A 16086-nucleotide genomic window follows, 5' to 3' on the forward strand; every position below is an offset into this window, starting at 1 on the left:
GGTGGTGCTTTTTTGGCAATTCAATGGTTTCCTGGCCACATGGCCAAAGCAAGAAGACAAGTAACTGAAAAATTAAAGCTGATCGATGTCGTCATCGAACTCGTGGATGCCCGCGTGCCTCAATCGAGTCGTAACCCGATGGTCGATGAGATTACAGCGGGAAAACCTCGTCTCATCGTCTTGAACAAAGCAGACATGGCCGATCCCGTCGTGACGGATGCGTGGTTACGCGCCTTGAAACGCGAAGAGGTCGAGGTTGTCGCAGTCGATGCGAAGCATAGCAAAGGCTTAAAACAGCTCATCACGGGTGCTCAGAAGTTGATGAAAGAAAAGCATGACCGGATGCGTGAGAAGGGGCGTAACCCCGGACCGATCCGTGCGCTCATCATCGGAATCCCGAACGTCGGGAAGTCGACGCTCATCAACCGTCTCGCTGGACGAAACATCGCTATCACGGGCGACCGTCCTGGTGTGACGAAGCGTCAACAGTGGATCAAGATGAAAGGCGGCGAGATGGAACTGTTGGACACGCCAGGGATTCTCTGGCCGAAGTTCGAGGATCAACTTGTCGGATATCGTCTAGCCGCGACCGGCGCCATCAAAGACGAGATTCTCAACTTGGATGATATCGCCTTGTATACGGTTCGCGAGTTGCATGCTCGTTATCCGGAACAATTAAAGGAACGATTCAAACTTGAAACGTTACCCGAGGACGGCGTGGAGCTCCTTGAGTTGATCGGGAAAAAGCGTGGTCTCATCAGTGGTGGTTACGTCGATTTCGAAAAGGCGAGCGAACTACTTTTAAATGAACTACGACATGAAAAAATCGGACGGATCTCCCTTGAGACACCGGCTGATCACGAAATGGCGTAAAGCCCTGTGCACACAGGGCTTTTTTGAATAGGAGGAAGACCGTGACGATTCAACAGATTAAACAACAACTAGAGGACATCCGATATGAAGAATGGGTATACATCTTCCCGACCTTGTCACGAGACCCTCGAGCGGGCGTGCAAACGTTGCTACGGCAAAAACAGCGCCAATTCGAGCGAGAACGGGCATTACAGGACGATTTCGAACGTCGCATGACGTATGAACGTGAATGGGAGGCGAAAGGCTTCACTCGAATTGTCGGAGTCGATGAGGTCGGACGGGGGCCGCTTGCGGGACCGGTCGTGGCAGCGGCGGTCTTGTTGCCGGATGGGTTCTACCTCCCGGGATTGAATGATTCGAAAAAAATGACAAAAGCGGCGAGGGACGCGGCATACGCACACATCATCGAGGTCGCAGAGGTTGGTGTCGGGATTGTCGAGCCCGCGGTAATCGATGAGATTAACATCTATGAGGCGACGAAGCTTGCGATGACAGAGGCGATTCATCAAGTCGGAGAAGTGGACGCCCTATTGATTGACGCCATGAAACTCGAGCTCGACATTCCCCAACAGTCTTTGATTAAAGGGGACACCCTCAGTGTGTCGATTGCCGCGGCAAGTGTCGTCGCTAAGGTGGTGAGGGACCGGATGATGGAAGAATATGATTTGACGTATCCTGGATACGGATTTGCGAAAAACGCAGGGTATGGGACAGAGGTCCATTTAGAAGGGTTGAGACGCCTTGGGGTGACTCCAATCCATCGCCGTACATTCGCTCCCATCAAGTATATGTGAAAGGAGTGGTCGCGTTGCGGATCGATCATCAAGGGGTGATGCCGTTCAAAGTGACGGAACAGACGTCACGCCCGCTACTACTAGGGAACACAGTCGTCGGCAAGGTGTTACAGCTCTTACCTGGCAACGAGGCGGTCATGCAACTGCCACAAGGGATCTTCCGGGTCGGCGTCAATGCGAACGTGAAAGAGAACGTCACGTATAAGCTGGTCGTCACGGACGTCGAGCCGAAGCTCGTCTTGAAAGTCGTCACGCAAGCGACGGAATCGCTCATGGCTGCCAAGTCGCCTCTGCAAGTGTTAGGAGAACAGCTCGGACGCTTGATGCGAGAGCCGATGCTGACGCCAGAATCCGTGAAGGCGGCCGGGAAAAACGCGTTAGAAAGCGGCGCGGGTCAGGATGTAAAGGCGCTCGTCGGGGAGCTATTCAAAGCGAAAGGTGAACCGAAGTTCGAACAGTTCGTGCGCGCACAGGAAGCGTTCAACGCGAGCCAAAGCCCGCCGTTCGTCGCTCAAGCATTTCACATACCGCAATTGGGTCCGTTTGAAAACGTCCAACTTCGTCTAGAAGCACCGAAACGAGAGACGATGGACTCGGATCATGCGCGGATCGTCTTGTTTCTTGAGACGCCGCGATTCGGTGAGACGGGAATCGATGTGTTGATTCAAAAGCGTTACGTGTCCGTGCGGGTATTCAATGAGCAACACGATTTAACTCCATACGTCCGTACATACGAACCACTTTTGAAAGAAGGCCTAAAAAAGGTGTCGTTCGAACTGTCTTCATTTTCGTATGAGGCGAAGCGTGAACATGTTCCGGCTACGTTCGCGCCACTCGGAAAGGTGGACCTCCAAATATGAAAGACCAGAAGAAAGCGATGGCGCTCTCCTATGAGCAGTCGATGGATGCGCCGCACGTCGTAGCGAAGGGAACGGGCATCGTCGCCGAGCGGATGCTTGAGATTGCTTTAGCGAACGGAGTTCCTGTTCATGAAGACCCAGCGCTCCTCTCGTTACTGTCGGCGTTGAACATCGAAGAGCAAATCCCGGAGGACGTTTATCAGGTCATTGCCGAACTTTTTGTGTTTCTTTATCAGATGGAACAGGATAAAATTTGATTTGTCTAGGGATATATGTGAAAAAAAGATGAAAACTTAAAGCAAGAACGATAGACAGCGCTTTCAGTTTTTCGTTACAATAGACGTGCCGATATTAAAGGGGACTAAGGGGGAAAACATATGAATATCCATGAGTATCAGGCGAAAGAATTGTTAAGAGAGTTTGGGGTAGCCGTTCCGACGGGTTATCCGGCCTTTACTGTTGATGAAGCTGTGGCAGCTGCTGCGAAGCTTGATGGTGAAGTGAAGGTAGTAAAAGCTCAAATCCACGCAGGTGGCCGCGGTAAAGCGGGTGGCGTTAAACTTGCGAAGACAGATGAAGAAGTGAAGCAATATGCTTCAGAGATTCTCGGGAAAACGCTCGTGACACACCAAACAGGTCCGGAAGGAAAAGTTGTCCAGCGTCTCTATATCGAAGAAGGTTCTGCGATTGACCAAGAATTTTACTTAGGACTCGTGCTTGACCGTTCGATCGGCCGAATTGTCATCATGGGTTCATCTGAAGGTGGAATGGACATCGAAGAAGTCGCTGAACATACACCAGAGAAGATTCATAAAGAGATCGTCGACCCGGTCGTGGGCTTACGTCCATTCCAGGCGCGTCGCCTCGCATTCAAAATGGAAGTCCCGACGAAACTCGTCAACAAGTTCAGTGACATGGTCATGAAGTTGTACAAAGTGTACGTCGAGACAGATTGCACAATCGCGGAAATCAACCCGCTCGTCACGACGAAAGACGGTAACGTCATCGCGCTCGATGCGAAGTTGAACTTCGATAGCAACGCGCTCTATCGTCACTCGGACATCCTTGCGCTTCGTGATACGACGGAAGAAGACCCACGTGAAGTGGAAGCGTCGAAACACGACCTCAGCTACATCGCACTCGACGGAAACATCGGTTGTCTCGTCAACGGAGCCGGTCTTGCGATGGCTACGATGGATATCATCAAGCATTACGGCGCTGAACCCGCTAACTTCCTCGACGTAGGTGGCGGTGCGACGAAAGAAAAAGTAACAGAAGCATTCAAGTTGATCTTGTCTGATGACCAGGTCAAAGGAATCTTCGTTAACATTTTCGGTGGAATCATGAAGTGTGACATCATCGCAGAGGGGATTGTCGCTGCGACGAAAGAAATCGGACTCGACTTACCACTCGTCGTTCGCTTAGAAGGAACGAACGTTGATGCCGGGAAGCGCATTCTCGATGAATCTGGACTTGCGATCACGACGGCCAACTCGATGGCTGACGGTGCAGAAAAAATCGCAGCACTTGTTCGATAAGGGGGAAACGACATGAGTATTTGGGCGGATAAAGATACGAAAGTAATCATTCAAGGGATTACAGGGAAGCAAGGTCTGTTCCACGGTGAACAGATGCTCGCATATAACACGAAATTAGTCGGTGGTGTCACACCTGGTAAAGGTGGCACGACGGTCCTCGACAACGTTCCAGTCTTCAACACGGTGTCTGAAGCGGTCGAAGCGACTGGTGCCAATGCATCGATCATCTATGTTCCACCTGCTTTCGCAGCGGATTCGATCATGGAAGCGGCTGATAGCGGCATCGAGCTCATCATCTGTATCACAGAAGGAATCCCAGTTGTGGACATGATTCAAGTGAAACGCTATCTCGAGGACAAACCGGCTCGTTTAATCGGACCAAACTGTCCTGGTATCATCACACCAGGAGAAGCAAAAATTGGCATCATGCCTGGCTATATTCATACGAAAGGGCACGTCGGAATCGTATCACGTTCTGGGACGCTCACGTATGAGGCGGTTCATCAGTTGACGACAGCAGGTATCGGTCAGTCGACGGCTGTTGGAATCGGGGGAGACCCGGTCAACGGAACAAACTTCATCGATACGCTCAAAGCGTTCAACGAAGATGAGGACACGAAAGCGGTCATCATGATCGGGGAAATCGGTGGAACGGCTGAAGAAGAGGCAGCTGAATGGGTTAAAGCCAACATGACGAAACCGGTCATCGGTTTCATCGGCGGCCAGACGGCTCCTGAAGGCAAGCGTATGGGACATGCGGGCGCAATCATCTCAGGTGGTAAAGGGACGGCTGCTGAGAAGATCAAGACATTGAACGCAAATGGAATCGAAGTCGCTGAAACACCGGCGGTCATCGGTGAAACATTGATTCGTGTCTTGAAACAGCAAGGATTATACGAAGCGTGTGTCACGGGTCAACCGACGACATAAGAATCTTGAGGGATGCTTGCATCCCTCATTTTTTTAAAGGAGAGTTTGTGATGAATCAAACAATAGCTCAGTTTGCTGCAGCGCGAATGCCAGTTGAGTTTGTGCATCATTATTTGAACGGAACACTCGGGGCACATCGCACAAAATTTTCTGAACATGTCTGGAGACGGGCCGAACGAGCCTTCCAAGCATCGGAATCGTATAAACATTTCGTCACATGGGAAGATGACTTGTTCCCGAAACGGTTACTCGACATTCCTAACCCACCATATTGCTTGTTTTATCATGGAGATTTAGAGGTACTACAAGAAAGAACGACTGCGATGGTCGGAAGTCGTGAGTTGAATCGTATCAGTCAATCGCTCGTGAATCACTATCACTCTTTAATAGAAGAAACTGTATCTGTTTCAGGTGGCGCTCTCGGAATCGATGGGCTCGTCCACGCCCATGCCCTCCGCACGCATCGCCCGACCGTGGCGGTACTCGGAGCTGGACTGGACCGGCTCTATCCGGCGGCGAACCGAGACATGCTTTTACAGATTCCGCAAGAGGGAGTCTTGCTAAGTGAATATGTACCAAACACGCCGATTCAAAAATTTCAATTTTTGGAAAGAAATCGTTTGGTCAGTGGTCTTGGCGATGCGTTGGTCGTTATACAAGCGAGACGAAAGAGCGGGACGATGAATACGGTCGGACATGCCCTAGAGCAAGGAAAAACGGTATTTGCGGTACCTGGTTCACCCCTTGATCCACTCGCGGAAGGTCCGAACCGATTGATTGAAGAAGGTGCGATTCCATTGACGAATTCCGATCAAATTATTCGAGATCTCAAGATTGTACGTTGACAAACCGGTGAGAACATGAATATTATGGTAGGGATTTAAATGACCTCTAAAAGGGGAGCAGATGTATGGCAAAATATCTGGTGATCGTCGAATCACCTGCGAAAGCAAAAACAATTAAACGTTATTTAGGTCCGAATTATATGGTCAAGGCTTCGATGGGGCACGTGATTGACTTGCCTAAAAGTCAACTCGGTGTAGACGTCGAACACGACTTTGAACCGAAGTATATTACCATCCGTGGTAAAGGACCAGTATTGAAAGAATTGAAGACAGCAGCGAAAAAAGCGACAAAAATCTTTCTCGCGGCCGACCCCGATAGAGAAGGGGAAGCGATTGCTTGGCATTTAGCACGCGCACTCGGTGTCGATGAAACGACTGAATGTCGTGTCGTCTTTAACGAAATCACAAAAGATGCGATTAAAGAATCGTTTAAACATCCACGTAAAATCAATCACGATCTCGTCGACGCACAACAAGCCCGACGCATTTTAGATCGTCTTGTCGGATACGGGATGAGTCCATTATTATGGAAGAAAGTCAAAAAAGGATTGTCTGCAGGGCGAGTTCAATCGGTAGCCGTGAAGATGATTATCGACCGTGAACGTGAAATTAACGCGTTCGACCCGGAAGAGTACTGGACGATTAAACTTGATTTAAATCATGATGGGGAAACGTTCGAGACTTCATTTTACGGAAAAGATGGGAAGAAGATGGAATTGAAGTCTGAAGAAGATGCGCAATCTGTCCTCGATACCATCGATGATACGTTTAAAGTCATTGATGTGACGAAGAAAGAACGGAAGCGGAACGCTTCGCTACCGTTCACGACCAGTTCATTACAGCAGGATGCTGCCCGTAAATTGAATTTCCGTGCGAAGAAGACCATGATGCTCGCGCAGCAATTATATGAAGGAATCGATCTCGGCAAAAAAGAAGGTACAGTTGGTCTGATTACGTATATGCGTACCGACTCGACACGTATCTCTGATTTGGCGAAGACGGAGGCGAAGGAATATATCGAATCGACATTCGGTGAAGAGTATGTCGCCTTACAGAAACAAAAAGAAAAGAAATCAGCGAATACCCAAGACGCGCACGAAGCGATTCGTCCGACTTCGGCACTCCGCGACCCAGCTTCCTTGAAGCCTTATCTGTCACGTGACCAGTTGCGACTGTATAAATTGATTTGGGAACGATTGATTGCGAGCCAAATGGCACCAGCCGTGCTCGATACGGTCAAAATCGACGTCGAATCGAACGGGATGATTTTCCGTGCGAACGGGTCAACGGTCAAATTCCCTGGTTTCATGAAAGTGTACATCGAGTCGAAAGACGATGACATCGAGGACACGAACCAAGAGAAGGAAGGATTATTGCCTCCTCTCGAAGTGGATGACACCGTGACATTTGAAACGATTGAACCGAAACAACACTTCACACAACCGCCACCTCGTTATACAGAGGCGCGACTCGTTCGAGCGATGGAAGAACTCGGGATTGGTCGTCCGTCGACGTATGCGCCGACACTCGACACGATCCAACGACGCGGTTATGTCGTTCTCGAAGAGAAGAAGTTTTTACCGACTGAACTTGGAGAACTCGTCATCGAGATGATTGATGAGTATTTCAACGACTTCATCACGGTCCAGTTCACAGCCGACATGGAGACCCTTCTTGATTCGATCGAGCATAAGGAAGTCGAGTGGACGGAAGTCGTCGCACCGATTTACCGATCGTTCGAGAAACGATTGAAGCGTGCCGAAGAAGAAATTGAGAAAATCGAAGTGAAGGATGAACCAGCCGGAATCGATTGTGAAGTCTGTGGTTCACCGATGGTCATCAAAATGGGACGGTACGGCAAGTTCATGGCGTGCTCGAACTTCCCGAACTGTACGAACACGAAACCGGTACAAGTCGAAATCGGTGTCCCGTGTCCGAACTGTAAGGATGGACAAATCGTGGAACGTCGCAGTAAAAAAGGTCGTCTCTTCTATGGTTGCTCGAACTATCCGGAATGTGAATTCGTCTCATGGGATAAACCGGTTGCGAAACCGTGTCCTGTATGCGACAGTTTGATGGTCGAGAAGAAAATTAAAGACGGCGTGAAATATCAATGTACGAACTGTACCCACACCGAGGTACATCAGCAAGAGGAGGATTAATGTTGCAACAACGTGTAACTGTAATCGGGGCCGGATTGGCCGGCTCCGAAGCGGCTTGGCAACTCGCTAAGCGCGGTATTCAAGTAGATTTATATGAAATGAGACCGGTTCGTCAAACGCCGGCGCACCATACGGATCAATTTGCGGAGCTCGTCTGTTCGAACTCGCTTCGTGCGAACGGTCTTCAAAATGCCGTAGGTGTCTTGAAAGAAGAGATGCGTACGCTTGACTCGCTCATCTTAAAAGCGGCGGACACGGCAAGTGTCCCGGCTGGCGGTGCCCTTGCCGTCGATCGTCATGAGTTTGCCGGATTCATCACTGAGAAGCTAAAGAACCACGAGAATGTCACAGTGCACAATGAAGAGCTCAAGGAGATTCCTGAAGGCATCGTCATCGTGGCGACCGGTCCGTTGACCTCTCCTGACCTCTCTGCCTCGCTCAAGGCGTTCACGGGAGAAGATTATCTCTACTTCTATGACGCGGCAGCTCCGATTCTAGATGGCGATACGATTGATCGGGACAAAGTCTATTTGAAGTCGCGTTACGACAAAGGTGAAGCCGCTTACTTGAACTGTCCGATGACAGAAGAAGAGTTTGACGTGTTTTACGAAGAGTTGATCAAGGCAGAAGTCGTTCCGCTCAAAGAGTTTGAAAAAGAGATTTACTTTGAAGGATGTATGCCGTTTGAAGTCATGGCCGAGCGTGGGAAGAAGACGCTTCTGTTCGGACCGATGAAGCCGGTCGGTTTAGAAGATCCGAAGACAGGAAAACGTCCATATGCCGTCGTTCAGCTTCGTCAAGACAACTCGGCAGGCACACTTTATAATTTGGTAGGCTTCCAAACGCACTTGAAGTGGGGCGAACAGAAGCGCATCATCCGTCTCATCCCGGGGCTTGAGAACGCGGACATCGTCCGTTACGGTGTCATGCACCGTAACACGTTCATCAACTCACCGAGCTTACTCAAGCCGACGTATCAAGCGCGTACACGTGACACGCTCTTCTTCGCCGGTCAGATGACGGGGGTAGAAGGATATGTGGAGTCGGCAGCGTCTGGACTTCTAGCCGGGATCAATGCGGCGAAGATGATCGCAGGTGAAGAACTTGTCGTTCTCCCACGTGAGACGATGCTTGGTTCGATGGCGCATTACATCACGTCAGCTGACGGGAAGCACTTCCAACCGATGAACGCAAACTTCGGATTGGTACCGTCACTAGAAGATGCTCCGAAAAAGATGAAGAAACAAGAACGGTATGAGCGTTACGCGAACCGTGCGTTAGAAACGATCCAACAGTATAAAGACCTTTGAACAGGAGAGCCATTTTTTGGCTCTTTTGTTTTGAATTAAAATTTCAATTGTGTATTTTGTTTCATACTTTGAAAATTTTCAGATTATTGAACGGCTATCTATTGTCACCTTACATTCTGTATGCTATGCTAATTTCGATTTGACGAGAACATGCGTTTTTAAGAGTCATCGAGGAGGCGATAAAATGGGATTTTTAGAGGATCGACAATCCTTTTTGCGCTACTGCCAAATTGAACGTCGACTGTCTCCTCATACGAAACGCTCCTACGAGCAAACGCTCGACCAGTACGCCGCATATTGCCAATCGACGCATCAAGATCCCTACGATGCTCAGACGGCGCGGCGTTATTTATATGTCCTTTATGAGAAACAATTGGCCGCGTCCACGGTGTCCCAAAAAGTATCTTGTTTCAAGCAATTCGGGAAGTTTATGGCAAGAGAACAAGGTGGAGAACCGTTGTTTCACGACCTGACCTCACCGAAAAAGAGACAGTCCTTGCCGACCTTTGCCGTCCCGACAGAAGTCGAGCAATTGTTAGAGGCTGCCTCGAGGCAAGACGACCCGTTTTTACAGGCGAGGGACGTCGCCATCATAGAAGTGCTCTATGGGACGGGAATCCGCGTCGCCGAACTGTGTGGGATGAACCTTTCTTCATTCGATGAGGTCTTGTCCTTCGTCCATGTGATGGGAAAAGGGAAGAAAGAACGGTATGTCCCAATCGGGCAATATGCCGTACAAGCTTTGCAGCGTTATATCGAATTACGTAAAGGTGTCGGGCTCACGACAGAAACCGCATTATTTTTGAGTCAAAAAGGGAATCGGATGACAACAGACCAAATCCGCTATGTCATGAAGCGTTTGAGAAAAGACAGTGGGGTACATAAACCACTTACCCCGCACTCGTTGCGACACAGCTTTGCGACGGACTTGTTAGAGCGGGGAGCGGACTTGCGTGCCGTCCAAGAGTTACTCGGGCATGAGTCCTTGTCGACGACCGGACGGTACACCCATGTATCGACCGAACGACTTCGGTCGATTTATCAAGCGACACATCCAAGAAAGTAGGAGGTTACGATATGTTTCATGCAACAACGATTTTTGCAGTTCGACACAATGGCCAATGTGCGATGAGTGGAGATGGCCAAGTCACATTCGGGAATGCCGTCATCATGAAAAACAAGGCGAAGAAAGTCAGACGCCTTTATGGCGGGAAAGTCGTTGCCGGTTTTGCAGGTAGCGTAGCCGATGCTTTCACATTGTTTGAAAAGTTTGAATCGAAACTTGAAATGTATAACGGTAACTTGCCACGAGCAGCGGTAGAACTGGCGAAAGAATGGCGTGGAGATAAGATGTTGCGCCAACTCGAGGCACTGTTGATTGTGATGGATGCGGAGCATCTGTTACTCGTCTCCGGGAATGGAGAAGTGATTGAGCCGGACGATGGGATTCTTGCAATCGGGTCTGGTGGGAACTATGCCTTGGCGGCAGGTCGCGCACTCGTGCGCCACTCCGCTGAAAAGTCTGCAGAGGAAATCGCGCGTGCCGCTCTCGAAATCGCCGGTGAGCTTTGCGTGTATACAAATGATCAAGTCATTGTAGAAACGATTGGAGGCGCTGCTGAATGAAACGAGAGTTGACACCAAGACAAATCGTATCAGAGTTAGACCGTTTCGTAATCGGACAAAAAGATGCCAAACGAGCCGTAGCGATTGCTTTACGAAATCGCTATCGTCGTCAAAAGTTGAATGCGGACCTTCGCGATGAAGTCACACCAAAAAATATTTTGATGATTGGACCGACCGGGGTCGGAAAGACCGAAATCGCTCGACGGTTAGCCAAGCTTGTCGGTGCACCGTTCGTGAAAGTAGAAGCGACGAAATTTACGGAAGTCGGTTACGTCGGTCGTGACGTCGAGTCGATGGTGCGTGACCTCGTCGAGGCATCGGTTCGTCTTGTCAAAGAAGAGAAAAAAGAAGATGTGAAGGAGCCAGCGGAGCGTGCGGCGACGGAACGCCTTTTAGATGCGTTGCAAGGAAAAGCAAAAGCGACACCTACTGCATCGAATCCGTTCGAAGCGTTGTTCGGCGGACAGACACAACAGCCAGAAACCACGTCGGACACATCCAATAATGACCGTTCGCAACTTCGACGCTTGCTCGAACTCGGTGAACTCGAAGAACGCGTGATTGAAGTGGAATTAGAAGAAAAGCAGACGATGGATTTGTTTCAGGGTCAAGGGATGGAAGGTTTGTCGAATCTTCAGGATATGCTCGGTCAAATCGTTCCAAAGAAACGGAAACAACGTAAGCTGACGGTTCGTGAAGCAAGACCGCTTCTCATTGCTGAAGAAGCAGAGAACTTGCTGGACTTGAACGAAGTCCACGATGAAGCCGTGCGGCGCAGTGAACAGATGGGTATCATCTTCGTGGATGAAATCGATAAGATCGCCACAAAATCACAAGATCACGCCGGAGTATCCCGTGAAGGGGTGCAGCGTGACATTCTTCCGATTGTAGAAGGATCTACGGTCGTCACGAAGTATGGACCGGTTAAAACGGATCATGTTCTTTTCATCGCGGCCGGTGCATTCCATATGGCTAAGCCGTCTGACCTGATTCCAGAGCTACAAGGACGCTTCCCAATTCGTGTTGAATTGAGCAGCTTGACGGAAGAAGACTTCGTCAAGATTTTGACGGAACCGTCACAGGCACTCATTAAACAATATACGGCCTTGTTAGAATCTGAAGAAATCACGGTCCGTTTCACGCATGAGGCCATTGAAGAAATTGCGAAAATTGCGACACATGTCAATCGTGAGACCGATGACATCGGTGCACGTCGCCTCTATACTATAATGGAGCGCGTTTTAGAAGATTTATCATTTGAAGCGGCAGATATGCCACAAACAACCGTAGAAATCACACCAGCTTACGTACAAGCAAAAGTCGGTTCCATCGCCGACGATCGTGATTTGAGCCAATATATATTATAAGATTCTGTATGCACATACAGGGAGGAAATAGAGAATATGAACTTACTAGAAAAAACACGCCAATTAAACACAATGCTTCAACAAGAGGCAAGTGCGCACGTTGACTTTAAAGAAATGGCGGACAAAATGCGTGAAGTCCTTGAGTCCAACACGTTTATCGTGAGCCGTCGGGGACGACTTCTCGGTTTTGCAATCAAACAACAGATTGAGAATGACCGGATGAAAGCATTCTTAGTCGATCGACAGTTCCCGGAGCCATATGCTTCGAACTTGTTCAATGTGAAAGAAACGACAGCGAACATCGATATCGATAGTGAATATACAGCGTTCCCAGTCGAGAACCACGATCTATTCCTCAACTCCATGACGACGATTGTTCCAATCATCGGTGGAGGAGAACGTTTAGGTACGCTCGTACTCGGTCGATTGGCGAATGAATTCACAGAAGATGACCTCGTTCTCGCGGAGTACTCTGCAACTGTAGTTGGAATGGAGATCCTTCGTGAGAAGGCTGCGGAAGCCGAAACGTCGGCACGTAAGAAAGCGGTCGTCCAGATGGCGATTAACTCGTTATCGTATTCAGAGCTTGAGGCAATCGAACACATCTTCGAAGAGCTTGGTGGAAACGAAGGATTGCTAGTTGCTTCCAAAATTGCCGACAGAGTGGGAATCACGCGTTCGGTCATCGTCAACGCACTTCGGAAATTAGAAAGTGCAGGGGTCATTGAATCACGTTCTTTAGGAATGAAAGGAACGTATATCAAGATATTAAATGACAACTTCTTGTTTGAATTGCAAAAACTGAAATCAAACTGAAATACAACTTTCGATGTGTGATTTCCATTGAAAACACTTTTAAAAGGGACTTTATTCCTAAAAAACCGCTTTCCTTGATAAGGAAGCGGTTTTTTTTAGTACAAAAGTAATTATTTTCACCTTTTGACGTGAATTCGACAAAAAGATATTAAGCCATTTACCTATGTTTTAAAAAATATCTTTCAGAACTGTTACAGATTTGTTTCAATGAAATAGTAGATTTTCCAAATGAGGTATATTTAGTAGTCATTATATGAAAGTGAGTGAACGCCGTGAATTGGATTGGTAGTGACTATCAATTACTAAAGCAAGCCATCAACCATTCAGTCCTTAACCAAAAGGTCATCAGTCATAACCTTTCAAACATTGATACGCCGAATTTCAAAGCCAAACAGGCTGTGTTTGAGCAGACGCTTCAGAGTGAGATGCGACTCAAGCTGCAAGGTGGTCGTCCGAGCGACTCGACCCAGTCGAAGGTCATCGATCGAGCTGGTGGCGCCATGAGGAGTGATGGCAACAACGTCGACTTGGATTATGAAATGAGTGAGCTGGCACGAAACCAACTCCAGTATGAGGCGATGATGGAGCAATTGAATCGTAGGCTCGGGGGATTAAAATCTGTTATTCGGGGAGGTCGTTAATCAATGGGAATGTTTGATAGTTTTCATATTTCAGCTTCAGCGTTGACGTCACAACGGCTACGAATGGATACCGTGTCGGCGAACATCGCCAACGCTCAGACGACTCGCGGGAGACTCGTGGACGGAGAGTGGCAACCATACACACGAAAGATGACCGTGTTGCAAGAAGCGCCATTCCGGAAGCAAATGGATGCCGTTAATGGAGGGGTGCAGGTATCTCAAATCATCGAAGACGATGCACCGTATAAATTGGCTTATAACCCGAATCATCCCGATGCGGATGAGCGAGGGTACGTACAAATGCCGAACGTCGATCTCTTGAAAGAAATGGTCGATTTGATGGGTGCGACTCGTTCGTACGAAGCAAACATTGCAGCGATGAACGCCTCGAAGGCGATGCTCGTAAAAGCGATGGAGATTGGTAAAGGATAAGGAGTGTTAACGGATGCAAATTAATCCAATTCAATTGATGAGCCCAGAACTCACGCCATCACTGAATAAAACGAACCCATCTCAATTTGGGTCATACTTGAATGAAGCGATGAACGCATTGAATGAGACACAACAAGCGACTAGTCAAGCCCGTAAAGATTTGGCGGTCGGGAAAGCTGACCTTCATCAGGTGATGATTCAAAGTGAAGAGTCGTCGATTGCGATGCAACTTGCCATCGAGGTGAGGAACAAGGCTGTTGAGGCCTATCAAGAAATGATGCGAATGCAAGTTTAATTGTAGAGGATGACAAGTTGCGATGAATGAACAATTAAAAGAACGATTCAAATCCATGACCGGTGCATTAAAGGCGATGCCAGCGAAACGTAAACTCGTATGGGGCATCTCGATCGCGGTCATACTAATCGCGGCCCTCGTACTCACATTCTTCCTTTCAAGGCCAAACATGGCACCTCTCTATACAAACTTGTCTGCTCAAGAAGCGGGCGAAGTGACAGAGAAGTTGACAGCAGACGGGGTACAGTCGGAAATCAAGGCGACTTCGAACGGTGTGAGCGTGTATGTGCCGACTGAAATGGTCGATCAGTTGAAAGTGAGTTTGGCTGCTGCCGGGATTCCAAAGTCCGGCTCGATTGATTATAGTTTCTTCAGTGAAAACGCAGGGTTCGGAACGACAGACCGTGAGATGGCTGTCATCGAACGTAGTGCGATGCAGACGGAGCTAGAGCGACTCATCACACAGATTGAAGGAATCAATCAAGCGAAAGTAATCATCTCACTTCCTGAGAAGTCTGTCTTCTTGGCAGAAGATCAAGGTGAGCCTACCGCGTCCATCGTCTTGAACATCGGAGCGGGGACGAATTTAGAACCAAACACAGTAAAAGGTCTCTATCATTTGATTAGTAAGAGTGTCCCGAACTTGAAACCGGAAAACATTTCAATTATGGACCAATACTTCACGTATTATGATCTCGACCAGACCGTTGTTGCTGGAGGTTCCTCGTCAGATCCATTGGCGTTGAAGCGACAAGTCGAAAAAGACGTACGTCAACAAATCCAACAGATGCTCTCGGTTCTACTCGGCGAACGGAGCGTACTCGTTTCCGTCACAGCAGACATCGACACGACACAAACGGCTGAAGAACAGAATCTTGTCACGCCGGTCGATGAAGAAAACATGGAAGGCATCGTTACGTCTGCCGAGCGGATTGCTGAAGCATACACTGGCGGAACAGGTACGGCGACAGAAGCGACGGGAACTGGTGAGAACGACACAATCAACTTCCCGGCAGCGACTGGCGATGGCACAGAAGAAAGTGAAAAGAATCATGAAATCATCAATTACGAGGTCAACCGCATCACGAAGCAGATTCAAAACGCACCATATACGATTCGTGACCTCGGAGTCCAACTCATCGTTGAACCACCAGATGGCGCAACAAGTATCGATCCGCAGTTAGAAGGCGACCTCGAGACGATGATGTATTCCATTATTCGGACGTCGTTAGCGAAGACGGATGAAGCCATCACGGATGCTGAACTCGAACAGAAAGTTGTCGTCGTGTCGAGACCGTTCGCTGAAGTGGAAGAGGTTGCAGCAACAGAGCAACCGACACCTTGGTGGATGTATGCGGCAGCGGCGGGTGCAGTCGTAATTCTTGCCTTGATCTTCTTCGCGATGCGTAGACGGAAGCAAGAGGTTGTGGAAGAGACGAACGAATGGGAAGTTCCATATGAAGATGAAGTACCTGACCTAGACCTCGAAGAGCGAGGCGAAGGTGCAGTGAAGAAGAAACAGTTAGAAAAATTAGCTGAAAGTAATCCAGAAGAGTTTGCTAAACTGCTTCGTACTTGGATGTCTGAGGAGTGAGTA

17 protein-coding genes are annotated in these 16086 nt (G+C 48.7%); all 17 read left to right on the forward strand.

Annotated elements, in window-relative coordinates; all coding sequences use genetic code 11:
- Positions 1-12 precede the first annotated feature (12 nt).
- The 17 genes from ylqF (at position 13) to fliF (ending at position 16083) form a co-directional block, all read left to right on the forward strand.
- Positions 13-873, forward strand: coding sequence for a ribosome biogenesis GTPase YlqF (ylqF, locus tag KNO65_RS07380; RefSeq protein ID WP_015881371.1), 861 nt, complete (start codon positions 13-15; stop codon positions 871-873).
- Positions 874-914: 41 nt separating this feature from the next.
- Positions 915-1667: a ribonuclease HII gene (locus KNO65_RS07385; protein WP_353047424.1), complete on the forward strand. Its 753-nt coding sequence runs from the start codon at positions 915-917 to the stop codon at positions 1665-1667.
- A gap of 5 nt (positions 1668-1672) precedes the next feature.
- Positions 1673-2527, forward strand: a complete 855-nt coding sequence (locus KNO65_RS07390; RefSeq protein ID WP_353047425.1) for a hypothetical protein — start codon at positions 1673-1675, stop codon at positions 2525-2527.
- Positions 2524-2784: an EscU/YscU/HrcU family type III secretion system export apparatus switch protein gene (locus KNO65_RS07395; protein WP_015881374.1), complete on the forward strand. Its 261-nt coding sequence runs from the start codon at positions 2524-2526 to the stop codon at positions 2782-2784. The genes KNO65_RS07390 and KNO65_RS07395 overlap by 4 nt, the downstream gene beginning before the upstream one ends.
- Positions 2785-2904: 120 nt before the next feature.
- The gene (gene sucC / locus KNO65_RS07400) at positions 2905-4065 is read left to right on the forward strand and encodes an ADP-forming succinate--CoA ligase subunit beta (RefSeq protein WP_214782922.1); all 1161 of its coding nucleotides are present in this window, start codon (positions 2905-2907) and stop codon (positions 4063-4065) included.
- Between the two features lie 12 nt (positions 4066-4077).
- Complete coding sequence (gene sucD, locus KNO65_RS07405; protein ID WP_214782925.1) at positions 4078-4995, forward strand: succinate--CoA ligase subunit alpha; 918 nt, start codon at positions 4078-4080, stop codon at positions 4993-4995.
- Between the two features lie 50 nt (positions 4996-5045).
- Complete coding sequence (gene dprA / locus KNO65_RS07410; RefSeq protein ID WP_214782928.1) at positions 5046-5840, forward strand: DNA-processing protein DprA; 795 nt, start codon at positions 5046-5048, stop codon at positions 5838-5840.
- 65 nt (positions 5841-5905) lie between these two features.
- Positions 5906-8002, forward strand: coding sequence for a type I DNA topoisomerase (topA, locus tag KNO65_RS07415; RefSeq protein WP_047795418.1), 2097 nt, complete (start codon positions 5906-5908; stop codon positions 8000-8002).
- Positions 8002-9312 (forward strand): FADH(2)-oxidizing methylenetetrahydrofolate--tRNA-(uracil(54)-C(5))-methyltransferase TrmFO, encoded by a 1311-nt coding sequence (gene trmFO, locus KNO65_RS07420; RefSeq protein WP_211781364.1) that lies wholly within the window; start codon positions 8002-8004, stop codon positions 9310-9312. Before topA ends, trmFO begins: the two co-directional genes overlap by 1 nt.
- 184 nt (positions 9313-9496) lie before the next feature.
- Positions 9497-10378 (forward strand): tyrosine-type recombinase/integrase, encoded by an 882-nt coding sequence (locus tag KNO65_RS07425; RefSeq protein WP_214782931.1) that lies wholly within the window; start codon positions 9497-9499, stop codon positions 10376-10378.
- A gap of 11 nt (positions 10379-10389) precedes the next feature.
- The gene (gene hslV, locus KNO65_RS07430) at positions 10390-10938 is read left to right on the forward strand and encodes an ATP-dependent protease subunit HslV (RefSeq protein ID WP_015881381.1); all 549 of its coding nucleotides are present in this window, start codon (positions 10390-10392) and stop codon (positions 10936-10938) included.
- Positions 10935-12305, forward strand: a complete 1371-nt coding sequence (gene hslU, locus KNO65_RS07435) for an ATP-dependent protease ATPase subunit HslU (RefSeq protein WP_214782937.1) — start codon at positions 10935-10937, stop codon at positions 12303-12305. Before hslV ends, hslU begins: the two co-directional genes overlap by 4 nt.
- A 36-nt stretch (positions 12306-12341) precedes the next feature.
- On the forward strand, positions 12342-13121 hold the full coding sequence (codY, locus tag KNO65_RS07440; RefSeq protein ID WP_074037253.1) for a GTP-sensing pleiotropic transcriptional regulator CodY: 780 nt from the start codon (positions 12342-12344) through the stop codon (positions 13119-13121).
- Between the two features lie 272 nt (positions 13122-13393).
- Entirely contained in the window at positions 13394-13762 is a 369-nt protein-coding gene (gene flgB, locus KNO65_RS07445) for a flagellar basal body rod protein FlgB (RefSeq protein ID WP_074037939.1), read from the forward strand.
- Between the two features lie 3 nt (positions 13763-13765).
- Positions 13766-14194: a flagellar basal body rod protein FlgC gene (flgC, locus tag KNO65_RS07450; RefSeq protein ID WP_074037252.1), complete on the forward strand. Its 429-nt coding sequence runs from the start codon at positions 13766-13768 to the stop codon at positions 14192-14194.
- 13 nt (positions 14195-14207) lie between these two features.
- On the forward strand, positions 14208-14489 hold the full coding sequence (gene fliE / locus KNO65_RS07455) for a flagellar hook-basal body complex protein FliE (RefSeq protein ID WP_074037250.1): 282 nt from the start codon (positions 14208-14210) through the stop codon (positions 14487-14489).
- A gap of 22 nt (positions 14490-14511) precedes the next feature.
- Positions 14512-16083: a flagellar basal-body MS-ring/collar protein FliF gene (fliF, locus tag KNO65_RS07460; RefSeq protein ID WP_078146698.1), complete on the forward strand. Its 1572-nt coding sequence runs from the start codon at positions 14512-14514 to the stop codon at positions 16081-16083.
- Positions 16084-16086 lie beyond the last annotated feature (3 nt).

The sequence above is a fragment of the Exiguobacterium sp. S3 genome (assembly GCF_018617295.1).
GTDB classification, from domain to species: domain Bacteria; phylum Bacillota; class Bacilli; order Exiguobacteriales; family Exiguobacteriaceae; genus Exiguobacterium; species Exiguobacterium profundum.

Coding starts and splice junctions, on each gene's coding strand:
- KNO65_RS07395 (WP_015881374.1), top strand. CDS start 2,524: ATGAAAGACCAGAAGAAAGCGATGGCGCTCTCCTATGAGCAGTCGATG.
- sucC (WP_214782922.1), top strand. CDS start 2,905: ATGAATATCCATGAGTATCAGGCGAAAGAATTGTTAAGAGAGTTTGGG.
- sucD (WP_214782925.1), top strand. CDS start 4,078: ATGAGTATTTGGGCGGATAAAGATACGAAAGTAATCATTCAAGGGATT.
- dprA (WP_214782928.1), top strand. CDS start 5,046: ATGAATCAAACAATAGCTCAGTTTGCTGCAGCGCGAATGCCAGTTGAG.
- topA (WP_047795418.1), top strand. CDS start 5,906: ATGGCAAAATATCTGGTGATCGTCGAATCACCTGCGAAAGCAAAAACA.
- trmFO (WP_211781364.1), top strand. CDS start 8,002: ATGTTGCAACAACGTGTAACTGTAATCGGGGCCGGATTGGCCGGCTCC.
- KNO65_RS07425 (WP_214782931.1), top strand. CDS start 9,497: ATGGGATTTTTAGAGGATCGACAATCCTTTTTGCGCTACTGCCAAATT.
- hslV (WP_015881381.1), top strand. CDS start 10,390: ATGTTTCATGCAACAACGATTTTTGCAGTTCGACACAATGGCCAATGT.
- hslU (WP_214782937.1), top strand. CDS start 10,935: ATGAAACGAGAGTTGACACCAAGACAAATCGTATCAGAGTTAGACCGT.
- codY (WP_074037253.1), top strand. CDS start 12,342: ATGAACTTACTAGAAAAAACACGCCAATTAAACACAATGCTTCAACAA.
- flgC (WP_074037252.1), top strand. CDS start 13,766: ATGGGAATGTTTGATAGTTTTCATATTTCAGCTTCAGCGTTGACGTCA.
- fliE (WP_074037250.1), top strand. CDS start 14,208: ATGCAAATTAATCCAATTCAATTGATGAGCCCAGAACTCACGCCATCA.
- fliF (WP_078146698.1), top strand. CDS start 14,512: ATGAATGAACAATTAAAAGAACGATTCAAATCCATGACCGGTGCATTA.